The 21,126-nt window shown below is 72.7% G+C and carries 22 protein-coding genes and 1 pseudogene; 16 read left to right on the forward strand and 7 right to left on the reverse strand.

Going from position 1 to position 21,126, the window contains the following annotated elements; genetic code table 11:
- Positions 1–195, reverse strand: coding sequence for a PspC domain-containing protein (locus AC0I8G_RS08230; RefSeq protein WP_328295558.1), 195 nt, complete (start codon positions 193–195; stop codon positions 1–3).
- 132 nt (positions 196–327) lie between these two features.
- A complete protein-coding gene (gene map, locus AC0I8G_RS08235) occupies positions 328–1,206 on the reverse strand; it encodes a type I methionyl aminopeptidase (RefSeq protein WP_471729470.1) in 879 nt (292 codons plus the stop codon).
- A gap of 54 nt (positions 1,207–1,260) precedes the next feature.
- Here map and AC0I8G_RS08240 point away from each other — a divergent pair, with 54 nt between their 5' ends.
- The 13 genes and pseudogenes from AC0I8G_RS08240 (at position 1,261) to AC0I8G_RS08300 (ending at position 14,403) form a co-directional block, all read left to right on the forward strand.
- A complete protein-coding gene (locus AC0I8G_RS08240) occupies positions 1,261–1,443 on the forward strand; it encodes a hypothetical protein (RefSeq protein WP_471729471.1) in 183 nt (60 codons plus the stop codon).
- A 246-nt stretch (positions 1,444–1,689) separates the two neighbouring features.
- Positions 1,690–2,952 carry a toxic anion resistance protein gene (locus AC0I8G_RS08245; protein ID WP_471729472.1) on the forward strand — a complete coding sequence of 421 codons (1,263 nt, stop codon included), beginning with the start codon at positions 1,690–1,692 and terminating at the stop codon, positions 2,950–2,952.
- Positions 2,953–2,957: 5 nt separating this feature from the next.
- Positions 2,958–3,848, forward strand: a complete 891-nt coding sequence (locus tag AC0I8G_RS08250; protein WP_471729473.1) for a hypothetical protein — start codon at positions 2,958–2,960, stop codon at positions 3,846–3,848.
- A gap of 10 nt (positions 3,849–3,858) precedes the next feature.
- On the forward strand, positions 3,859–4,704 hold the full coding sequence (locus AC0I8G_RS08255; protein ID WP_471729474.1) for a hypothetical protein: 846 nt from the start codon (positions 3,859–3,861) through the stop codon (positions 4,702–4,704).
- 11 nt (positions 4,705–4,715) lie between these two features.
- Positions 4,716–5,585 carry a hypothetical protein gene (locus tag AC0I8G_RS08260; protein WP_471729475.1) on the forward strand — a complete coding sequence of 290 codons (870 nt, stop codon included), beginning with the start codon at positions 4,716–4,718 and terminating at the stop codon, positions 5,583–5,585.
- A gap of 49 nt (positions 5,586–5,634) precedes the next feature.
- Positions 5,635–6,429: an AIM24 family protein gene (locus AC0I8G_RS08265; protein ID WP_328295565.1), complete on the forward strand. Its 795-nt coding sequence runs from the start codon at positions 5,635–5,637 to the stop codon at positions 6,427–6,429.
- Between the two features lie 72 nt (positions 6,430–6,501).
- The gene (locus AC0I8G_RS08270; RefSeq protein WP_471729476.1) at positions 6,502–7,077 is read left to right on the forward strand and encodes a TerD family protein; all 576 of its coding nucleotides are present in this window, start codon (positions 6,502–6,504) and stop codon (positions 7,075–7,077) included.
- A 135-nt stretch (positions 7,078–7,212) separates the two neighbouring features.
- Positions 7,213–8,328 carry a DUF475 domain-containing protein gene (locus tag AC0I8G_RS08275; protein ID WP_328295567.1) on the forward strand — a complete coding sequence of 372 codons (1,116 nt, stop codon included), beginning with the start codon at positions 7,213–7,215 and terminating at the stop codon, positions 8,326–8,328.
- 51 nt (positions 8,329–8,379) lie between these two features.
- Entirely contained in the window at positions 8,380–9,225 is an 846-nt protein-coding gene (locus AC0I8G_RS08280; protein WP_471729477.1) for a hypothetical protein, read from the forward strand.
- A 35-nt stretch (positions 9,226–9,260) separates the two neighbouring features.
- Positions 9,261–9,839, forward strand: coding sequence for a TerD family protein (locus AC0I8G_RS08285; RefSeq protein ID WP_471729478.1), 579 nt, complete (start codon positions 9,261–9,263; stop codon positions 9,837–9,839).
- 13 nt (positions 9,840–9,852) lie between these two features.
- Positions 9,853–11,070, forward strand: a complete 1,218-nt coding sequence (locus AC0I8G_RS08290; RefSeq protein WP_471729479.1) for an HpcH/HpaI aldolase/citrate lyase family protein — start codon at positions 9,853–9,855, stop codon at positions 11,068–11,070.
- Positions 11,067–13,591, forward strand: a pseudogene (locus AC0I8G_RS08295) (phosphoribosyltransferase). Before AC0I8G_RS08290 ends, AC0I8G_RS08295 begins: the two are co-directional and overlap by 4 nt.
- Positions 13,588–14,403 carry an HAD family hydrolase gene (locus AC0I8G_RS08300; protein ID WP_471729480.1) on the forward strand — a complete coding sequence of 272 codons (816 nt, stop codon included), beginning with the start codon at positions 13,588–13,590 and terminating at the stop codon, positions 14,401–14,403. Before AC0I8G_RS08295 ends, AC0I8G_RS08300 begins: the two are co-directional and overlap by 4 nt.
- Here AC0I8G_RS08300 and AC0I8G_RS08305 read toward each other — a convergent pair.
- Complete coding sequence (locus AC0I8G_RS08305) at positions 14,396–14,788, reverse strand: MerR family transcriptional regulator (protein WP_471729481.1); 393 nt, start codon at positions 14,786–14,788, stop codon at positions 14,396–14,398. The genes AC0I8G_RS08300 and AC0I8G_RS08305 overlap by 8 nt on opposite strands.
- A 60-nt stretch (positions 14,789–14,848) precedes the next feature.
- On the opposite strand from AC0I8G_RS08305, the gene AC0I8G_RS08310 reads away from it, so the two are divergent.
- Positions 14,849–15,559 carry an SDR family oxidoreductase gene (locus AC0I8G_RS08310; protein ID WP_471729482.1) on the forward strand — a complete coding sequence of 237 codons (711 nt, stop codon included), beginning with the start codon at positions 14,849–14,851 and terminating at the stop codon, positions 15,557–15,559.
- 63 nt (positions 15,560–15,622) lie between these two features.
- On the opposite strand, the gene AC0I8G_RS08315 is transcribed toward AC0I8G_RS08310, so the two are convergent.
- From AC0I8G_RS08315 to AC0I8G_RS08325, 3 genes are read right to left on the reverse strand one after another with little or no spacing between them, the layout of a single operon-like run.
- The gene (locus tag AC0I8G_RS08315; RefSeq protein WP_471729483.1) at positions 15,623–16,165 is read right to left on the reverse strand and encodes a hypothetical protein; all 543 of its coding nucleotides are present in this window, start codon (positions 16,163–16,165) and stop codon (positions 15,623–15,625) included.
- A 60-nt stretch (positions 16,166–16,225) separates the two neighbouring features.
- Positions 16,226–17,059 (reverse strand): alpha/beta fold hydrolase, encoded by an 834-nt coding sequence (locus AC0I8G_RS08320; RefSeq protein ID WP_471729484.1) that lies wholly within the window; start codon positions 17,057–17,059, stop codon positions 16,226–16,228.
- Between the two features lie 56 nt (positions 17,060–17,115).
- Entirely contained in the window at positions 17,116–18,225 is a 1,110-nt protein-coding gene (locus AC0I8G_RS08325) for a PLP-dependent cysteine synthase family protein (protein ID WP_471729485.1), read from the reverse strand.
- Between the two features lie 46 nt (positions 18,226–18,271).
- Here AC0I8G_RS08325 and AC0I8G_RS08330 point away from each other — a divergent pair, with 46 nt between their 5' ends.
- Both AC0I8G_RS08330 and AC0I8G_RS08335 read left to right on the forward strand, forming a co-directional pair.
- Positions 18,272–18,823 (forward strand): hypothetical protein, encoded by a 552-nt coding sequence (locus AC0I8G_RS08330; RefSeq protein WP_471729486.1) that lies wholly within the window; start codon positions 18,272–18,274, stop codon positions 18,821–18,823.
- A complete protein-coding gene (locus AC0I8G_RS08335; protein ID WP_471729487.1) occupies positions 18,820–19,347 on the forward strand; it encodes a hypothetical protein in 528 nt (175 codons plus the stop codon). The genes AC0I8G_RS08330 and AC0I8G_RS08335 overlap by 4 nt, the downstream gene beginning before the upstream one ends.
- A 61-nt stretch (positions 19,348–19,408) precedes the next feature.
- On the opposite strand, the gene AC0I8G_RS08340 is transcribed toward AC0I8G_RS08335, so the two are convergent.
- Positions 19,409–21,079: a glycoside hydrolase family 13 protein gene (locus tag AC0I8G_RS08340; protein WP_471729488.1), complete on the reverse strand. Its 1,671-nt coding sequence runs from the start codon at positions 21,077–21,079 to the stop codon at positions 19,409–19,411.
- Positions 21,080–21,126: the final 47 nt, after the last annotated feature.

Below are 21,126 nucleotides of genomic sequence, written 5' to 3' on the forward strand. Positions count from 1 at the left end.
TCAGCGACCGGTGTCCTTCGGCATGACGATCCACAGCGCGATGTACACGAGGAACTGCGGTCCGGGCAGGATGCAGGAGGCGACGAACAGCGCCCGCACCACGTTGCTGGACAGTCCGAACCGGCGTCCGAGGCCGGCGCAGACGCCGGCGATCAGCTTGCCGGAGGTCGGGCGGGAGAGGTCGGTGCTGCTCACGGGTGGGGCTCCTTCGGGTCGTCCGCCGGGGTGTGCCGGCTACGACCATCCAACGCCCCGGCCCCCGTCCCCGTCGCGCTACCCAGGGCTGATCTTCCCGCCGCCGACCACGACCTGGGGGCTACGCCAGGGTCAGGGAAGGGTGAGGATCTCCGCGCCCGTGTCGGTCACCACGAGGGTGTGCTCGAACTGGGCGGTGCGCTTGCGGTCCTTCGTGACGACCGTCCAGCCGTCCTCCCACATGTCCCAGTCGTGGGTGCCCAGCGTCAGCATCGGCTCGATGGTGAAGACCATGCCGGGCTCCATCACCAGCGCGTGCGAGGGCGCGGCGTCGTAGTGGGGGACGATCAGCCCGGTGTGGAACGCCGGCCCGACGCCGTGGCCGGTGAAGTCGCGCACGACGCCGTACCCGAAGCGCTTGGCGTACTTCTCGATGACCCGGCCGATGACGTTGATGGCCCGTCCCGGTGCGACGGCCTTGATGCCCCGCATCGTCGCCTCGTGGGTGCGCTCGACGAGCAGCCGGGACTCCTCGTCGACGTCGCCGCAGAGGTAGGTCGCGTTGGTGTCGCCGTGCATCCCGTCCAGGTAGGCGGTGATGTCCAGGTTCACGATGTCGCCGTCCTGGAGCACCGTGGAGTCCGGGATCCCGTGGCAGATGACCTCGTTGACGCTGCTGCACAACGCCTTCGGGAACGCCCGGTAGCCCAGCGTCGACGGGTAGGCGCCGTGGTCGCAGAGGAACTCGTGCCCGATCCGGTCCAGCTCGTCCGTCGTCGTGCCCGGGACGATGCTCTCGGCCACCAGAGCCATCGCCTGCGCCGCGAGCCTGCTGGAGCGCCGGATGCGCTCGATGCCCTCGGCGTCGATGACGTTCGGGCCCTTGTAGGGCAGCGGCGCCTGCTGGTCGACGTACTCGGGGCGGTCGATCTGCGGCGGAACCGGCCGGCGCGGGGAGATCGTGCCGGGCACCAGGGTGCCGATGGGTGCTGTCGCGGTGCCCGTGCTCATGGGGCCGAGTCTAGGTCGGGTGCGCACTCGGCCCCCACGCGCCAGGATGCCTCCATGGCGACGGAGTGGTTCTACGACGTGAACACCGGCGAGGTCCAGGAGCTGGAGAAGCGGGGACAGAACAAGGACCTGCTCGGGCCCTACGCCTCCCGCGCGGAGGCCCAGCACGCGCTGGAGTCGGCGCGGGCGCGGACCGAGGAGAACGACCGCAAGGACCGCGAGGAGAACGACTGGTGACCCCGGGATCCCCCTGATCGTGGCGCTACCGCGGTAGGGGGGCACCCCTGACCTGCGCCGGGCGTCGTCGGGGGTGGTCCCCGACGGGAGGACGACGGTCGCCGCGGATCTCTCCACCGAGGGGTGGATGCCCCGGGCCTCACCCTCAGCCAGGATCGGACGACCGCCCGTGGCGGACCTAGGATCGGCAACGAGCCCGGGGGAGGCGCGGGTGGCACGCACGGAACACACGAGGGGAACCGCCTGATGTCGGAGTCGCTGGACCTGAGCAAGCCGCTGAACCCGCCGGCCGCACCGGTGCCGGCGCCGGTCTCGGACCTGCAGCTGACGCCGCCCGCACCGGTGCCGGTGGTGGCCGACGAGCAGGCCGAGGGCATGATCCCGCTCGACGAGGCCACCCGGGTCGAGCTGCAGCGCAAGGCGCAGGCCTTCGTCGCCGACCTCGCGGCGCAGGACCCGCGCAGTCCCGCCTTCCAGAAGAAGGTCGACGACATCACGCGCATGGGCGAGCAGGAGGTCCGCTCCTCCGCGCAGGTCTCGAACCGGATGCTGGAACGCCCGCAGTCCAGCCTCGCGGGCGCCAAGGGGCAGAAGGCCACCGGACCGGGCGCCGATGCCCAGGTCAAGGTCGCGAACACGCTGCTGGAACTGCGCCAGACCGTCACCAACCTCGACCCGGGCCGCGCCGACCTGCACGGGGCGAAGAAGATCCTCGGGATCATCCCGATGGGCAACAAGATCCAGCGCTACTTCGAGCGCTACCAGGACGCCCAGAGCCAGCTCGACGCGATCATCAAGGCGCTCGCGAGCGGCCAGGACGAGCTGCGCAAGGACAACGCCTCGATCGAGTCCGAGAAGCAGAACCTGTGGACCACGATGGGCAAGCTCACCGAGTACTCCACGCTGGCCAAGGCGCTGGACGCCGCGACGGTGGCGAAGATCGACGAGGTCCGGGCCACCAACCCGCAGGCCGCCGACGCGCTCACCTCCGACGCGCTCTTCCCGATCCGCCAGCGCCACCAGGACCTGCTGACCCAGCTCGCCGTCAGCGTGCAGGGCTACCTCGCGCTGGACCTGGTGCGCAAGAACAACATCGAGCTCATCAAGGGGGTCGACCGGGCGCAGACGACGACCGTCGCGGCGCTGCGGACCGCCGTGATCGTCGCGCAGGCGCTGGCCAACCAGAAGCTCGTGCTCGACCAGATCAACGCCCTGAACACGACGACGAACCAGATGATCCTGTCGACGTCGGAGATGCTCAAGCAGCAGACCGCGCAGATCCACGAGCAGGCCTCGACGGCGATGGTGGACGTCGCGACGCTGCAGAAGGCGTTCGACAACGTCTTCGCGACGATGGACGCCATCGACACGTTCAAGCAGCAGGCCGTGGTCAGCATGGCGAACACCGTCGACGCCCTCGAGGGCCAGGTGCACCGCTCGCGCTCCTACCTCGAGCGGGCGCGCAACGGTGAGCAGGGCTCCGGCCCCGCGCTCGAAGGCCCACGGTGAGTTCCGTGGCCCCGTCCCGGTCCGACCAGCGCCCCTCGCGGGCGCTGCGGCGGGCGGCGGCGGTCGAGGGGAAGGTCGTGCGACGCGGCCCGGCGCAGGCGCCGCCGGAACTCGTGTCGCGTCGGCTGCGGAGCCGGACGTGGCGGGCGGCGAACTCCTGGTGGCTGGCGATCCCCGCGGTCGGGTTGCCCTGGTTGTCCTTCCTCTACATGGGGTTGCGCGGACGCCGGGCCCGGTGGGTCTTCGCTGCGGTGGCCTACGCCGCCGCGATGAGCGGTGCCGCCACGGCCGTGGCGGCGCAGGGTTGGTGGTTGTGGCTGGGCATCCTGCTCGGCGCGGGCACCTGGGGATTGGGTCTGGTGCACTCCGTCATGGCGAACTCCACGTGGCTGCGGATCAAGGCGGCCTTCACGGGCGACCCCGTGCTGGAGCAGAACTCCCCGACGCCGGTGGAACCGGCGGTCCCGGCGGATCCCGTCGTGGGCCTGCAGAACTCGCTGCGCGAGGTCGTGCGGATCGCCAACCGCAACGGTGGCCGGCTGCCGGACGGTGCCGTCCCGGCGGTCCGGGAGATCGAGGACGTGCTCAAGCCGTTGCTGGCCCACGTCGCCAAGCGCGGGGCGGACGTCGAGGAACTGCACAACCTCGAGGCGATCCTCACCGAGTACCTCCCCGGGGCCCTCGACCACTACCTCGACCTGCCCGAGGACTACGCCCTCACCAACCGCGGTCCCTCGGGCTCCACGCCGGCCGAGGAGCTGGTGACCCAGCTCCGCCTCCTGGTGGACGGCGCGAAGGACCTGCAGCGCGCGGTCTACGACCACGACGCGCAGAAGTTGTCGGTCCAGGGCCGGTTCCTGGACGCGAAGTTCCGTCGTTCCGACCTGGACCTGTAGGGGGTGCGCCGTGGGCGTCGAGCTCGGCAAGGGTGACGAGCGGGGGACCTCGCACCGCGAGGACGTACCCCAGGTGCGCTCGGACGGGCCGGTCGCGCGGACGACTCCGGTGCCGGCGCCGTACGAGAAGCGGGAACCCTCGGTGCCCGAGGACGACTCGTCGGGCCTGAGCCCCCATGCGCTGCGGTTGTTCAACGCCGCGTGGGTGGCGGGGTGGATCGTCGCCTTCTCGACCGGCAAGCTGTGGTGGGTCGGTCTGATCATGTTGATGATGCAGGGGGCCGTGTTCAGCTACGTCAAGAAGGAGGGCGTTCCCTGGGCGGGGCCGCACCGGGCGGAACGCAGGGCCCGCCGGCTCGAGCGGCACCGCGACCGGCACGGCCGAGGACGGCTGTCGGTGGAGGAGCGCGTCGAGACTCCGCAGCTGCCGGACCCCGTCTCCACCGCCGAACGCCGCCTCGCCGCGGCGGTCGTGCGCGCCGAGACCACGGGTGGGCGTCTCGACGCCGAGTCCGTGGACCTCGTCCGCGAGGTCGATCGCCTGCTCCGCCCGCTGCTGGCGAACCTGCGCACCCGCGACGCCGACCCGCAGGTCCGCCACGACCTGGAGACCCTCGCGGGGGAGCACCTCCCGCGGGCGATCGACGACTACCTCGTCCTGCCCGACGACTACGCCCACGAGCACCGGACGGCGGCGGGCACGACCCCCGCCGACGAACTGCGTGCTCAGCTGCACCTGCTCGTCGAGGGCTGTCGTCAGCTCCGTGATTCGGTCCTCAGCCGCGACGTGGACCGCCAGCAGCAGCAGAGCCGCTTCCTCGAGGCGAAGTTCCGCCGCTCCGACCTGGACCTGTGACGGGGGCCGCGGTGGGCATCGAACTGAGCGGGGGCGGGGGCTCCCACGACGGCTCCCACGACGGATCCCACGACGACGCACCGCGTCGCGCGGTGCTGCCCGAGCGGGAGGTCGAGGTCATCGGGCCGAACGACCTCGAACCCCGCCTCGGAGCCACCCTCCCGGTGCTCGGCTGGATCTCCGACCCGGCGTTCCAGCTCTTCCGCTTCGTCGGGCTCGGCGGGTGGATCGTCCTCTACGCCGTGCTGCCCGATGCGTTCTGGTGGGTCGGGTTCCTGGCCATGTGGGCCTGGATCGCGGCGAACGTCGCCTACGAGAACGAGTCCCGTCGGCGACGCCGGCTGCGACGGCACTACCGGCGGGCCCTGAAGTACGCGCTGATCTCCCCGAACCCCGTCCTGCTCCGCCCCGAGGAACCCGCCCGCCCTGCGCCGGTGGCTCCCGTGGCCCACAGCCCGGCGGTCAGCGCCGCCGAACGCGCGCTCGTCGTCACGGTGCGCCGGGTGGACACCGCGGTGGACCGCTTCGAGCGGACCGACGTCGTGCTGGTGCACGAGGTCGCCGAACTGCTCGGCCCGTTGCTGCTGCGCATCGCCGAACGCGGCGGCGACCCCCAGGTCCGCCACGACCTCGAGACCCTGGCGGGGGAGCACCTGCCCCGTACCGTCGAGGACTTCCTCGCCCTGCCGGCCGACGTGGCGCGCACCAGCCGCAACGCCGCCGGCACCACTCCGGCGGAGGAGCTGCGCAACCAGCTGCACCTGATGGTCGAGGGGTGCCGGCAGCTGCGCGACTCCGTCCTCTCCGCCGACGTCGACCGTCAGCAGCAGCAGAGCCGGTTCCTGGAGTCGAAGTTCCGGCGCGGCGACCTGGACCTCTGAGCACGATGACCAGATCCCCGGACCCGACGAGTGCGGTAGGAAAGAGACCATGACCCTCGACGTGCAGCTCGTCGGTTCCACGACCCAGATGGCCGTCGTGACCCTGCGCCCCGGCCAGACGCTGTACTGCGAGGCGGGGAAGTTCCTCTTCTCCTCCGGCGACGTCGTCATGGAGACCAAGCTCAGCGCCCCCGGCGGCAAGGGCGAGAGCGGCGGGCTCGGCGGCCTGCTGCGCGGGGCGGCCAACGCGGGCAAGCGGATGCTCGCGGGGGAGTCCTTCGCCTTCCAGCACTTCCACACCCCCGGCGGGGACGGGCTGCTCGGTCTCGCGGGGGTGCTCCCCGGCGAGATGCGCCACCTCGAGCTCGACGGGGGCACCACGTGGTTCGCCGAGAAGGACGCCTTCGTCGCCGCCGAGGCCGGGGTGAACTTCGACATCGCCTTCTCCGGCATGGGGCAGGGGCTGATGGGCGGTGAGGGGTTCATCCTCGAGAAGTTCACCGGCCGCGGCTCGCTGCTCATCGCCGGGGCCGGCGACTTCATCGACATCAACCCCGCCGACTACGGCGGCACGATCCGCGTCGACACCGGGTGCATCGTCGCCTGGGACGACCGCATCACCTACGGCGTCGAGACCGTCGGCCGGCTCAACCGGCAGGGGATCATGAGCGCGGTCTTCGGCGGGGAGGGCATGACCCTGGCCACGCTGCGCGGCAACGGGCGGGTCATCCTGCAGTCCGTCACCATCGAGGCCTTCGCCAAGGCACTGGTCAAGAACACGGCCAAGCCGGACCAGCAGGGCCTCGGGGCCCTGGGAGGGTTGTTCTCGGGCTCGCGCGACTGAGCGCGGGCACTCATCGGGCCCGGTGATCGTTGGGCCCTTCGCAAGCACCACCAGACGAACGGAGCGAACACCATGGGCGTCAGCCTCAGCAAGGGCGGCAACGTCTCCCTCACCAAGGAAGCGCCGGGGATGACCAAGGCCGTCATCGGCCTGGGCTGGGACTCCAACAGCTTCACCGGCTCGGAGTTCGACCTCGACGCGCAGGCCATCATGGTCGGCGCCGACGGCAAGGTCCCCAACGACGGGTTCTTCGTCTTCTTCAACCAGCTGAAGTCCCCCGAGGGCTCCGTCGAGCACACCGGTGACAACCGGACCGGCGAGGGCGAGGGCGACGACGAGGCCATCAACGTCGACCTCTCCCTCATCCCGGCCGAGATCGAGAAGGTCGTCTTCACCGTCGCCATCTACGACGCCGACACCCGCAAGCAGTCCTTCGGCCAGGTCCGCAACGCCTTCATCCGCGTCGTGAACGCCGAGGGGAGCACCGAGGTCGCGCGCTACGACCTGACCGAGGACGCCTCGACCGAGACCGCCATGGTCTTCGGTGAGCTGTACCGCAACGGCTCGGACTGGAAGTTCCGCGCCGTCGGCCAGGGCTACGCCAACGGTCTGCGCGGCATCGCGTCGGACTTCGGCGTCAGCGTCTGACCCGCTGACCGCACCCACCGCACGCAGGACGGCGCCCGGCAGTCAGCCGTGCGCCGTCCGTGCGTGCGGTGTGCGTCTCGTGAGAGGGTTTCCCGTCCGGCCCGAGTGGGCTCCGCACGAACAGGAAGCTGACCGTTGATCCTCAAGACCTACGGGTGGGCCTTCGGCGTCACCGCGCTGGGCCTCGTCCTGGCCGTCCTCTACGACGGTGCGGCGGGCATCGGCCTCGTCGCCATCCTGGCCGTCCTCGAGATCAGCCTCTCCTTCGACAACGCCGTCGTCAACGCCACCGTCCTGCGACGGATGAACGACTTCTGGCAGAAGATCTTCCTCTCCGTCGGCATTATCATCGCCGTCTTCGGCATGCGACTCGTCTTCCCGCTGCTGCTCGTGGGCATCACGGCCTCGCTGAACCCCGTCGACGCCGTCAAGCTCGCGCTCGAGAAGGGGCCGGTCGACGAGCCGGGGACCTACGGGTACCTGCTGAACGCCGCGCACCCCACGATCGCGGCCTTCGGCGGCATGTTCCTGCTGATGCTCTTCCTGAACTGGATCTTCGGGGAGAAGGAGCACCACTGGCTCGGCCCGATCGAGCGCTTCCTCGAGAAGATCGGCCAGGTCGAGGCCATGTCGGTCATCGTCGGCGGCACGGTCCTCTTCCTCGTGGCCGAGACCTTCGCCACCGACCACGCCCAGACGGTGCTGGCCTCCGGTGTCCTCGGCATGGTCGTGTACCTGCTGGTCAACGGTCTCGGTGAGCTCTTCAACATCGAGGAGGACGACGACTCCGACGACGAGGAGGAGTTCGGCCAGTCCACCCCGGCCCGCAAGGGTCCCTCCGAGATCGCGAAGGTCGGCGGCAAGGCGGCGTTCTTCCTCTTCCTCTACCTCGAGGTCCTCGACGCGTCGTTCTCCTTCGACGGGGTCATCGGTGCCTTCGCCATCACCAACGACGCGATCATCATCGCGATCGGCCTGGGCGTCGGGGCCATGTACATCCGGTCGATGACCGTCCACCTCGTCCGCGAGGGCACCCTCTCGATGTACCCCTACCTCGAGAACGGTGCGCTCTGGGCGATCGGGGCCCTGGCCGCGATCCTGCTCTACAGCATCGAGCACGAGGTGCCCGAGGTCGTCACCGGTCTCATCGGCGTCGCGTTCATCGTGGCGGCCCTCATCACCTCGATCGTGCACAACCGTTCCCACCCCGAGGACGCCCACCTGGACAAGTCGCCCTCGCACGCGAGCTGACGCAGCGCCGGGGACGAGGGGGAAGGGCATCGCGGGACGGGAGGACGAACGGTGAGCGGCACGAGGAACGACCGGCCGGCGGAGGAGGTCCACAACTTCCTCGGCCGACCGGGGCGGGCACGCAGCCCGCGGACCTTCGCCGACCACCTGAACCCGCCCCGTCCCGCCCCCACGCCGGCGCGCGCGAAGCCACCCGCGCCACCGGCGCCCCGACCGGTTCCCGCTCCCGTGCTCCCACGGGTGCGGGAACCCGCACCGGCACCGGCGGCGGTCGTCGGACAGGCCCGGGCCAGCGAGCGCCGCATCGTCCTCGACGACGAACACCCGTCCCACACGATCACCGCCGCGGAGCGTTCGACCGGGTCGCTGCGCATCACCCTGCGCTGGGACCAGCTCGTCACCTCCGCCGGACTGCACCGTTCGTCCGACGTCCACCTGGGGTGCCTCTGGGAGACGCGCGACCGTCACGCGGGTGCGTTGCAGTCCCTGGGTGAACTCCTCGCCGCGCCCGGGTTCGGGGCACGTCAGGTCCTGCGCCTGGGCCCCCGCAGCGAACAGGAGGGCGAGGAGGTCCTCGCCGACGCCGCCCACCTCGACCTGCTGCGCCGGATGGTCTTCTACGTCTACGCGCAGGGAACGCAGCCCCCGGACTACGCGCGACTGGCGCCGCACCTGACGCTGGCCCGCCGCGGTGGGGGGACGTTGCAGATGTGGACCGGTGAACCCCCCGCCGACGCGCGCACCTGCGTCATCGCCTCCGTGCACGACGTCGCCGGCGACCTCGTCGTCCGCCGCGAGAACGAGTTCTTCCCCGGTCCGGTCCGCGACGTCGCGCTCGCCTACGGCTTCGACGACCTCGACTGGAACCACGAGGGCACCGTCCCGCGTCCTTCCTGAGGACCACCCGCACCACCACGAGAGAGGGGCCACCCGTGGCCGTCAGTCTGAACAAGGGCCAGAAGCTGTCGCTGGAGAAGTCCGGCGGTGGCACCCTCACCCGGGTCTTCATGGGTCTCGGCTGGGACGCCGTCGCCAAGGGCCTCTTCCGCAAGAAGTCCATCGACGTCGACCTCGACGCCAGCTGCCTGCTCTTCGACAGCGCGGGCAAGCTCGTCGACGAGGTGTGGTTCCAGCAGTTGCGCAGCAAGGACGGTTCGATCATCCACACCGGGGACAACCTCACCGGTGAGGGCGACGGCGACGACGAGACCATCTACGTCGACCTGCCCGCCGTGCCCGCGCAGGTCACGACCCTGGTCTTCACCGTCTCCAGCTTCACCGGCCAGGACTTCTCCCAGGTCCAGAACGCCGTCTGCCGGGTCGTCGACGCCGCGCAGCCGCAGGAGGTCGAACTGGCCCGCTACGAGCTCTCCGACGCCGGCCCGCACACGGCGCAGATCATGGCCAAGCTGACCCGTGAGGGGTCGGGCTGGGCCATGACGGCGATCGGCGCCCCCGCCACCGGCCGCCACATCCGCGACCTGCGCGACGCCGTCGCCGCCCACGTCTGAACCTCCCGACACCGTGCGGCACTTCGCCACCCTCGACGCGGAGCAGAAGGACCAGCTCTTCCTGCACCCTCCGCAGCCGGTCGACGTCACCGCCGGGCGCGACGAACTCGCCGTCGCGCTCGGCGCCACGTTGTACTGCCCCGCGACGCGCGAGCGTCTCGCCGGTGACCTCGTCCGCCTCGCCCGCCGGGGCGTCATGTCGGCCGTCGCCTGCCTGGAGGACTCCGTCCCCGACCACCGCGTCGCCGAGGCCGAGGAGATCCTCGTCCGGGAACTGCGCGGCCTCGCCACCGCGCCGGAGTGGCGCGACGGTGCCCCCCTGATGCTCTTCATCCGCACCCGCACCCCGCAGCAGCTGCTCAGCGTCGTCGAGCGCAGCGGCGTGGGCCTGGACTGCCTCCTGGGCTTCGTCATCCCCAAGTTCGGCGGTGCCGGCCAGCCCTCGCCCGACGAGTGGCTCGAAGCCGTCGGGACGGCGTCCGAACGGGCTGGGCGCCGGCTGTGGGCCATGCCGGTCCTGGAGAGCCGCGACGTCGCGCACCTCGACACCCGCCACGCCGCGCTGTTCGCCATCCGCGACGTCCTCGACGCCCACCGCGACGTCGTCCTCGCCGTCCGCACCGGGGCGACGGACCTCTCCGCCGCCTACGGCCTGCGCCGCCCCCGCGGCTCCACCGTCTGGGACGTCCGCGTCGTCGCCGACGTCCTCGGCGACGTCATCAACGTCCTCGGCCGGGCCGACGGCAGCGGGTACCCGATCACGGCCCCCGTGTGGGAGCACTTCTCCTCCGGAGAACGGGTGTTCCGCACCTCGCTGGCGACCAGCCCGTTCGCGGAGTCCGGCAACGAGGAGCTGCGCGAGCAGCTGATCGCGGACGACCTCGACGGTCTCGTCCGCGAACTCGTCCTCGACCGGGTCAACGGGTTGCAGGGCAAGACGGTCATCCACCCCAGCCACGTCGCCGTCGTGCACGCGATGTCCGTCGTCACCCACGAGGACTTCTGCGACGCCTCCGACGTGCTCGCCCAGCACGGGGGCGGCGCGATGGCCTCGGCCTACCGGAACAAGATGAACGAGGCCGGCCCGCACCGCCCCTGGGCCGAACGCGTCCTCGCCCGCGCCGACGCCTTCGGGGTCGCCCGCGAGGACATCTCCTACGCCCACCTGCTGCAGGCGCAGGACGACTCCTGGCGGGCCGTGCGCGCCTCCCTCGACGGGGTCCGCGCGTGAACCTCGCCGCCCCGCACCCGAGCGCGCGCTGGGTCGGGGAACGGCTCGGGGTCCACGTCGAGGGCTCGCCCGGCACCGACGGCTTGACCGTGCACGACCTCCTCGGGCTCGCGCTGCGCCGCAACCCGAGACGGGCGCACCTGCTGGTCAGCCAGGTCCTGGGCAAGCACGTCCCCACCGACCCCCGCCTGGTCCGGGCCGCCGGGCTACGGCTCGGGGCCCGCGTCGCGGAGCTCCTCGGCGTCCCCGACGCCCCCGTGCTGGACGCGTCGACGTGGCGGGCGGCGCTGGCGGGCGAGGCGCGGGCCACGGCGGCGGTCGACGCCGCGGTCCGGCGGCCCCCGGCCCGCCCCGACGCCCTGGTCATCGGCTACGCCGAGACCGCCACGGGCCTCGGGCACACGGTGGCGGACGCGCTGGGCTGCGCGGGTCTGCACTCCACCCGTCGCGCGGTGCCCGAGGCGATCGACTACGCGGGTTTCGAGGAGGAGCACTCCCACGCGAGCGGCCACCAGCTCCTGCCGTGCGAACCGGCCGTGCTGGCGGCGCTGGCCGATCCGGACGCGCCGGTCGTGCTCGTCGACGACGAGCTGTCCACCGGCCGCACCGTGGCGAACACCCTGCGCGTCCTGCACGCCAAGGCCCCGCACCGCCACTACGTCGTCGCGGGCCTGGTCGACGTGCGCTCCGCGGCCGACCACGACCGGTTGGCCGCCCTGGCCGTGGAGCTCGGGACCCGCATCGACGTCGTGAGCCTGGCGCAGGGACGGGTGGAGCTGCCCGCGGACGTCCTGGCCCGGGGCACGGCCCTGGTCGCGGACGCCGCGCCCGTGCTGCCCGGGGTGGGTCGTCCCGGTGACGTGGTCGCGGTCGTGGTCGACTGGCCGGCCGGTGTCCCGACGACGGGCCGGTTCGGCAGCGCACCCGCCCACGCAGAACTCCTGGCCGGGGCGGACCTGGTGCGCCACCTGCTGCCGGAGGTCCACGCCGCCGGTTCCGTCCTCGTGCTGGGGTCGGAGGAACTCCTGCACGCCCCCCTGGCGGTGGCGGCGCAGCTCGCCGAACGTCACCCGGGGGAGGTCCGGTTCTCCTCCACGACCCGCTCACCCGTGCTCGCCGTCGACGACGCCGGGTACGCGGTGCGCAGTTCGGTGGCGTTCGTCTCCCACGACCCGGTGCTGGACGGGGCGGGAATCCGCTACGCCCACAACGCGACCCGTGCGGGCGGGTGGGACGCGATCGTGCTGGTCGTCGACTCGGCCTCCGCACCCGCCGACCTGCACGCCCCCGACGGGGTGCTCGCCGCGCTGGCCCCGCTGACGTCGCGGCTGCTGCTCGTGACCCTGCCCGCTGATTCCTGGAGAAGCTCCCCGTGACGTCCACGCCCGCCCCGCTGTCGGGGCCGCAGTTCGGTTCCTACCTCCCCGACGAGGTGAGCTGGCTGCTGACCGACCTGTCCGGAGTGGAACTGGAGGCCCCGGCGGAGGAGCGCGAGGAGGCGATCCAGAGCGGCGGCGCGCACTACGCGGAGTCCCTGCCCGTGGAGTACCAGCCGAGCGGGGAGTACCGGAAGCTGTTCGCCGACGCGCTGGAGCGCACGGCCCGCCGGGTCGCGCTGGGGGTGGGCGTCGTCGCGGAACTGCTGCGCGCCGAACGCGGTGACGACCTGCTGCTCGCCTCGCTGGCCCGCGCCGGCACCCCGGTGGGGATCCTGCTGCGGCGCTGGGCGATCCGGCAGGGTCTGCACTGGCCGCACGTCGCGGTCTCGATCGTGCGCGGTCGCGGGATCGACGAGGTCGCCCTGCGCTGGATCGCGGCGCACCACGACCCCGCCTCCGTCGTGTTCGTCGACGGCTGGACGGGCAAGGGCGCCATCGTGCGGGAGCTGTCCGTCGCGCTCGAGCGGTTCGGGGGTTTCAGCGACGACCTGGCCGTGCTCGCCGACCCCGGCCACTGCGTGCGGACGTTCGGGACCCGCGAGGACTACCTGATCCCCTCGGCCTGCCTGAACTCGACGGTGTCGGGCCTGGTGAGCCGCACGGTGCTGAACGAACGGCTGCTCGCGCCCGGGCAGTTCCACGGGGCGAAGTTCTACGCCGACCTCGCGCCGGCGGACGAGTCGAACCGGTTCCTCGACGTCGTGAGTTCCTGGTTCGACGACGTCGCGGCCGAGGTCCCCGCCGTCGTCGAGGGGTTGCGCTCGGGGGATCGCACGGCGAGCTTCACCGGGTGGGCCGAGGTCGAGCGGGTGAGCGAGCACTACGGCATCGGGGACGTGAACCTGGTGAAACCCGGGGTGGGGGAGACGACGCGCGTGCTGCTGCGGCGGGTGCCGTGGCGGGTCCTCGTGCGTCCGGCGTCGGAACTGTCGCACCCCGACGACCTGGCCCACGTGCGGTTGCTCGCCGACCAGCGCGGTGTCGTCGTCGAAGAGGTTCCCGGGTTGTCCTACTCCGCGATCGGCCTCATCCACCCGCGGTTCACCCGCGGGGCGACCGGTGCTGACGGGCTGGCGGTGTGACGATCCTCGCAGCCAGCGACCTCGATCAGACGCTGGTGTTCTCCGCCCGTTCCGCCGGGGTCCCGGTCTCGGGTCTGGTGGAGGTCGAGGAGTACCAGGGGCGCACCATCTCCTACGTCACTCCCGCGGCGTGGGCCCTGCTCGGTTCCCTGGTGGCCTCCGACCGGTTCGTCCCCGTGACGACGCGGACCCCCGAGCAGTACGCACGGATCCGCTGGCCCGGTGCCGCCCCGCGCCACGCCGTGTGCGCGAACGGCGGGGTGCTGCTGACCTCCGGGCGCCCCGATGCGGCGTGGGCCGCGGCGGTGCAGGAACGGTTGTCCGGGTGCGCCCCCCTGGCCGAGGTCCACGCGGAACTCCTCCGGTCGGCCGGGGACCTGGTCCGGGCCGTCCCGGGGTCGGAGGACCCTGCCGTGCGCAGCGTCCCGGACCTGTTCTGCTACGTGGTCCTGCGCGACGGTCAGCGGGCGGAACTCGAAGGGCCCCGGCTCGGGGAACTCGTCGCGTCGATGGACGGGTGGGGGTACACCGTCTCGTTGCAGGGGCGGAAGCTGTACGCCGTGCCGCGGCCGCTGACGAAGTCCGCCGCCGTCGCTGAGGTCGTGTCCCGCTGCGGCGCAGCGGGTTTCGTCTCGGCGGGCGACTCCCTCCTCGACGTGGACCTGCTGGTCGCGGCGCAGGAGTCGCGCCGTCCCCGGCACGGGGAACTCTTCCGGGCCGGCTGGGAGCACGCGGGCGCCGAACTCACCGGCGCCAGCGGCGCCGCGGCGGGCGAGGAGATCGCCGCGTGGTTGCTCGCCCGGCTCAGCTGAACGCCGGCAGGGCTGCATCGGTCGCGCAGGGAACCTGCTCGCCGTCGGCGTCGGCGGCGATCGAGCGCAGTTCGGCGAGGCGGTCGCGCGCCACGGAGAGCCGGTCGATCTGCTGCTGGAGACGGTCGTGCTCCCCGGCCAGGCGCTCCTCCATCTCCGACGTCACGACACGGGTGTCCAGGAACGGCAGGAGCCCGGCGATGACGGTGCTCGCGAGCCCGGCGGAGTACAGCTGCTGGATGAACCGGACCCGCTCGACGGCGGACTCGGGGTACTCCCGGTGGCCCCCGGGGGTCCGCTCGGCCGGGACGAGGTCCTGCTCCTCGTAGTAGCGCAGCGAACGGACGCTGACACCCGCCCGGTGGGCGAGTTCTCCGATGCGCACAGAACCTCCCCGCCACTCGACTTGAACCTCACGCTCGTGTGAGGTTCTAGCGTACCCGGCATGAACCTCAACGGAGCCACCGCACTCGTCACCGGAGCCAACCGGGGCATCGGCGCCCACCTCGCCACCCAACTCCTGGAGCGGGGGGCGAAGGTCTACGCCACCGCCCGCCGTCCGGAACTGCTCGACCTCCCCGGAGCCGAGGTGCTCGCCCTCGACGTCAGCGACCCGGCCGCCGTCGAGGCCGCCGCCCGCGTGGCCACCGACGTGGACCTGCTCGTCAACAACGCCGGGATCGCCTCCGGCGCCACCCTGCTCGGCGACCTGGACCGGGTCCACGCCGAGATGGCCGTCAACGTCTGGGGCCCGCTGGCCATGGTCCGCGCGTTCGCGCCCGTCCTGGCCGCCAACGGTGGCGGTGCCGTGGTCAACGTCGCCTCGGCCGCGTCCTGGCTGGCCCTGCCGGGCGCCACCGCCTACGCCATGACCAAGGCGGCGTTGTGGAGCATGAGCAACGGCCTGCGCCACGAACTCGCCGGTCAGGGAACCCAGGTCACCAGCGTCCACATCGGCATCGCGGACACCGACATGACGGCGGGCCAGGACCTGCCCAAGGCCGATCCCGCCGACATCGCCCGCGCCACCCTGGACGGGGTCGAGGCCGGGGAGTTCGAGGTGGTGACCGACGACCTCGCCGCGCTGGCCAAGACCCTCCTGGCCGGGGACCCGCGGGAGTCGTACGCGACGGTGGCCCGGATGCTGTCCGCCTGAACCGCCCCGAGGTGCGGGTCCTGTCCGGCGGACGACCCGACGGCGCTGTGGGACCGGGTCCGATCAGGGCCGCTCCGTCCGCCGGTACCGGGTCAGCAGGACCACCGCGGTCACGGCGGCGACGGCCCAGACGCTCACCTGCACCCCGAGCGCCTCGGGGTGCAGGCCGCCGCCCGGCGGGCGGAGGACCATCTCCAGCGCGGCCCCTGCCGGGACGACCAGCCGGGCCGACAGACCGAGCCGGTCCGGGCGCCGGAGCTGGGAGCCGACGAGGCCCAGGAGGGGGCAGAGCACCAGGCTGACCGCCCACCAGGACAGGTCCGCCCGCAGCGCCGAGACCAGCGGCGCACCGCGGGCGACCGCGTCCGTGGCGTCGAAGGCGAACAACGCGCACCCCGCGGCCAGCCACCCGGTCACGGCGCCCGGGACCGGCCGCGCGACGAGCGCACCCGCCAGCACCGACAACCCCGCCCAGGCCCACCCCGCGTTCAGCAGGTACCCGCCGAAGCGCGCCGCCGGGTGCTCGGCCAGGTTCACGAGCCCCGCGGTGAGGCAGCCGAAACCCACGGCGATGGTGAGGGCGATCGGCAACCTGCGGGTGGGCACCCCTCGACGTTAGGGACGCCGATGACCACCGGTCGGGCCCGGCGCACGATCGACCGAGCGTCACCGCCAGATCTCCACCAGCTCCGCGAGAGCCGCGGGCGCCTCGGCGAGCACGGAGAGGTGGCTCGCCCCCGGGACGACCCGCAGCGAGGACCCCGGGACGGCGGCGGCCACCCGGCGGGCGTGCCCGACCGGGACGACCCGGTCCGCGTCGCCGTGCAGCAGGAACACCGGGACCCGGATCGAGGCCAGGTCGAAACCCCACGGACCCACCCCCGCGAGGTCGTCGTCGACCATCCCGCCCGGCCCGTTCGCGGTGGCCCGCTGCACGACCGGGCCGAACCAGCCCCACGGCCCCTCCAGCGTCTGCCAGTCCGCGGCGGTGAAGTCGATCGCGTCGGGCCCCGGCACGAACGCCTCCCGGGACGCGCGTCCCGCCACGGCGGAACCCAGGCTCGCCCGCCCCGCGGGACCGATCCCCTCGAACCAGTCGGTTCTCCCGTCGTAGGGCGCCAGACCCGCGATCGACAGCGCCGCGACGACCCGGTCGGGCGCCAGGGCCGCGCAGGCGAGGGCGTGCGCCCCGCCTCCGGAGTGCCCGAGCGTCACGCAGCGCTCGATGCCGAGGTGGTCGAGCACGGCCACCACGTCCGCGGCGACGCTCGCGACGTCGCGTCCCTCCCGGCGCGTCGAACCGCCGTAGCCGGGGCGGTCGACGCCGATCCAGCGGACGCCGGGGGTCAGCAGCGGCACGGGGGGTTCACCGGTGTTCGGGGTCCCGCCGTGCCACAGCACGACCGGTCCGCAGGTGGCCGGGTCGTGGGCCGCGCCCGTGTCGTGGGCGTGCAGGACGCGCCCGTCGGGAAGGTCGAGATCGAACTCCGTCGTCGTCACGAGCCGAACCTAGCGAAGCGGACCCGCCCCGTCGCGGGAGTTCCGCCGGGGTCGGCTCACGGACCGACGTCGCCGAAGAGCGGGGCCAGCACCGCCCGGGCGCCGTCGAGGTCGAGGCCCCGCCCCTCGGCCCAGGCGTCGGAGTAGTACGTGTCCAGGTAGCGGTTCCCGTCGTCGCAGATGAGCGTGACGACCGACCCGGGCCGCCCGTCCCGACGCATCCGGTCGACGAGGCGCAACGCCGTGGAGAGGTTCGTCCCCGTGGAGGCGCCGGCACGGATCCCGGTGCGCTCGAACAACATCCGCATCGCGGCGACGGACTCGGCGTCGGGGACGGTGAAGACCTCGTCGATCACCGAGGGCACGAACGAGGGTTCGACCCGGGGGCGCCCGATCCCCTCGATCCGGGAACCCGGACCGGTCACGGTGCGCGACCCGGTGCGCCAGGCCTCGGCGAACACGGAACCCTCCGGGTCGGCCACGGCCAGGCGGGTCGCGTGCTGCTGGTAGCGGCAGTAGCGCCCGATCGTCGCGCTCGTCCCACCGGTCCCGGCGCCGACCACGATCCACTCCGGTTCCGGGTGGGGTTCCATCGCCATCTGCTCGAAGATCGAGCAGGCGATGTTGTTGTTCCCGCGCCAGTCCGTGACCGTCGAGGCCGTGGAGAACTGGTCGAAGTAGTACCAGCCCTCCCGCGACCCCAGGTCCTCCGCGGCCGCGTAGACGTCACCGGGTCGATCGACCAGGTGCAACCGTCCGCCGTAGCGGGTGATGAGGTCGAGCTTCACCGCCGCGGTCTGGCGGGGGACCACCGCGACGAACTCCAGTCCGAGCATCCGGGCGAAGTAGGCCTCGGACACGGCCGTGGAGCCGCTCGAGGCCTCGACGAGGGTGGTGTCGGGACCGATGGCTCCGTTGGCCAGGCCGAAGAGGAACAGCGAGCGGGCCAGCCGGTGCTTCAGCGAACCGGTCGGGTGGACGGATTCGTCCTTGAGGTAGAGCTGGACCCCCCAGCTCGCCGGCAGCGGGAACACCCGCAGGTGGGTGTCGGCGCTGCGGTTGGCGTCCGCCTCGACCGTGCGCACGGCGCGGTGCACCCAGTCGCGCGGTTCCTCGGGCGTCGGCTCCGGGCCGGCCCCCTGCGGTGGGCTGAGCGGGCGGTCCACGGTGGTTTCCTCCGACGGGGTGGGCGGGCTGTCCTACCGTCGGATCATGGCACCTCCGCACGACCCGCCCCACCGACCACCGGCGTCCGTGACCGCGCCGGCCGTCGTCCTGCTGCTCGCCGCCGGCGTCCCGCCGGCCCTGCTGCTCCTCGACGCCGGCCGGTCGCTGCAGGTCGACGCCGCCGCGGAGGCGTTGCGACACCAGCTGGACCCCACGTCCTCGGCGACCTCCTTCGGGCAACGCTGGGGTGCGGCCGTGTCCGGGATCGCCGCCGCCCCCGCCCTGGTGGCCGCGACCGTCGCCCTGCTCGTGCTCACCGCGCTCGTCCTGGCCGCTCCCGCCCTGCGGCGCCGGGCGGTGCCGACACCGGTGCGGGTGGCCGGCGGCGTCGTCGCGGTGGTCCTCGCCGTGGTCGGTGCCCTCACCGCGGTGGTGACCGTGACGGACCTGTGGACCGATCCGTTCCCGGGGTACTCCGACGGCGGGTTCAGCCTCTCCGCCGCCGTCCAGCAGGCCCCCGTGCTCGGCCCGCTCGTCTTCACGACCCTCGTCGCCGCGACCGCGGCGACGGTGCTGGCCCGTCCGGCGCGGTCGTGAACGGCGCTCGCGGCTGGGTGCTCGTACTGGCGTCGGCGCTTCCGACGCTCCTGGTCCTCGGGTCCGCGGCGGCGGTCCTCGCCGGGGGTCTCGACGCGGACGACGTCGCGGCCTACCCGGGGCTCACCGAGGCCCCCGGTCTCGGCGACCACCTCCGCTCGGTCGCGTGGCTGGACTCCGCGCTGCCGTTGCTCTGCACCGCCCTCGGCTCGTGCGCTTCGGCGGCGTCTCCCGGGGGGCGGTCCTCGGGGCGGCGACGGTGCGCGGGCGTGGTGGCCCTGGTGGCCGCCCTCGTCGGCGTCGCCCTGGCCGGGCTCACGGCGTGGGCCTGGTACGCCCCGCCCACCGCCTTCCAGCGCGAGCAGAGCGCACAACCCACCGAGGGCGTGGTGATCTTCGTCTCGAGCCTGCAGGGTGGCCCCTGGCCCGACGTGGCCGCGGTGCTGGTGCCCGCGGTGCTCGCGGCCCTGGCCGCCACGGTCCTGCTGCGACCGGTGTCGCAGCAGGACCGGGCGTTCACGTGACGGCGCCCCGGGTGACGCCGGACACGGTCGAGCGCTGCCGCCGCCTCCATCGCCGTCGCCGTCAGGCGGAGGGTCGTCCAGCCTCGTCCTCGAGCCAGACCGTGGTGTCCGCGGGAAGCAGGTCGCTCCCGAGTTCACCGCTGCACAGCACGACCCGACCGGCGGGCAACGGCACCGGGTCGGGACCGAAGTTCGTCAGGCACGTCCAGCCGCCGGGTCGGGTGAACTGCACGACACCCTCGGGGGTCCCCTCCACCCACGACAGTTCCTCGACGGTCTGGAGTCGACGCCGCACCGCGAGCGCCGTCCGGTAGAACTCCAGCGTCGATCCCGGGGTGCCGTCCTGGCGGTCGGCGGCGACGTCGGCGAACCACGACGGCTGGGGCAGGTGCGAACCACCCGGCCCGAACCCGTGCGAGGGACCGTCGGCGCTCCAGGGCAGCGGGACCCGGCACCCGTCGCGTCCCTTCTCGGTGCCGCCCGAGCGCAGCCACGTCGGGTCCTGCAGGTCGGCCCGCGGCAGGTCCGCGACCTCCGGCAGTCCGAGTTCCTCCCCCTGGTACAGGTAGGCGCTGCCGGGGAGGGCGAGGACGAAGGCCGTGGCCGCCCGGGCGCGGCGCAGACCGCCGGCGACGTCGGGTTCGGGGTCGTGGCCGTCGCTGAGCAGCCAGGCCTTCTCGTCGGTGCCGGGCGGCAGCGCGAAACGGCTGGCGTGGCGGACGACGTCGTGGTTGGAGAGCACCCAGGTCGAGGAGCTCTCGGCGTCCCGGGCGAACCGGAGGTTCTCCTCGACCACGGTGCGGTAGGTCGCCGCGTCGAAGCGGGCCAGGAGCAGGTCGAAGTTGAACGCCTGGCCGAGGCCGAGCGGGGAGGCGTAGCGGGCGCGGCGGTGGGCGGGGACCCAGGCCTCGGCGACCGCGGTGCGCGGCGGGTCGTAGGAGTCGAACAGCTCGCGCCAGGCGGCGTAGACCTCGTGCACCTCGTCGCGGTCGAAGTAGGGGTGCGCTCCGTCGGGCAGGTCGGCGGCACGCAGTTCCTCGGCGCTCGGCAACGTGGCCGGGAGGTGCTTGGTGAGGGCGTTGGCGACGTCGATCCGGAACCCGTCGACCCCGCGGTCGGCCCAGAACCGCAGGGTCTCGAGGTGGTCCGCACGCACGTCGGGGTGGTCCCAGTTCCAGTCCGGCTGTTCGGGGGCGAAGAGGTGCAGGTACCAGTCGCCGTCGCCGACGGGTTCCCAGGCCGGACCGCCGAACACCGAGGTCCAGTCGCTCGGGGGTCGTTCCCCGTCGACGCCGAGGCCACGCCGGAACACGTAGCGCTCCCGCTCGGGAGAACCCGGACCGGCCGCGAGCGCGGCCTGGAACCACCGGTGCCGGTCGGAGGAGTGGTTGGGCACGATGTCGACGACGAGCCGGATCCCGGCCGCCTGGAGTGCGGTGACGAGGTCGTCGAACTGCGCCAGGGTGCCGATGCGCGGGTCGACGGCGCGGTGGTCGTCGACGTCGTAGCCGCCGTCGGCGAGTGCGGAGGGGTAGAAGGGGGAGAGCCAGACGGCGTCAACCCCGAGCCGGCGCAGGTGCGGGACGTGAGCGGTGATGCCGGGGAGGTCGCCGATGCCGTCGCCGTCGCTGTCGGCGAAGCTGCGCGGGTAGACCTGGTAGACGACGGCCTGCCGCCACCAGGTGGCGTCGGTCGCGGGGGCGGTGGGTCGTTCTTCCAGCAGGTGGGACACACGGTCTCCAGTGACGGTGAGTATTTGATGTGGGGCCTAAATCTAAG

This window comes from Kineococcus sp. AC630, assembly GCF_979255925.1.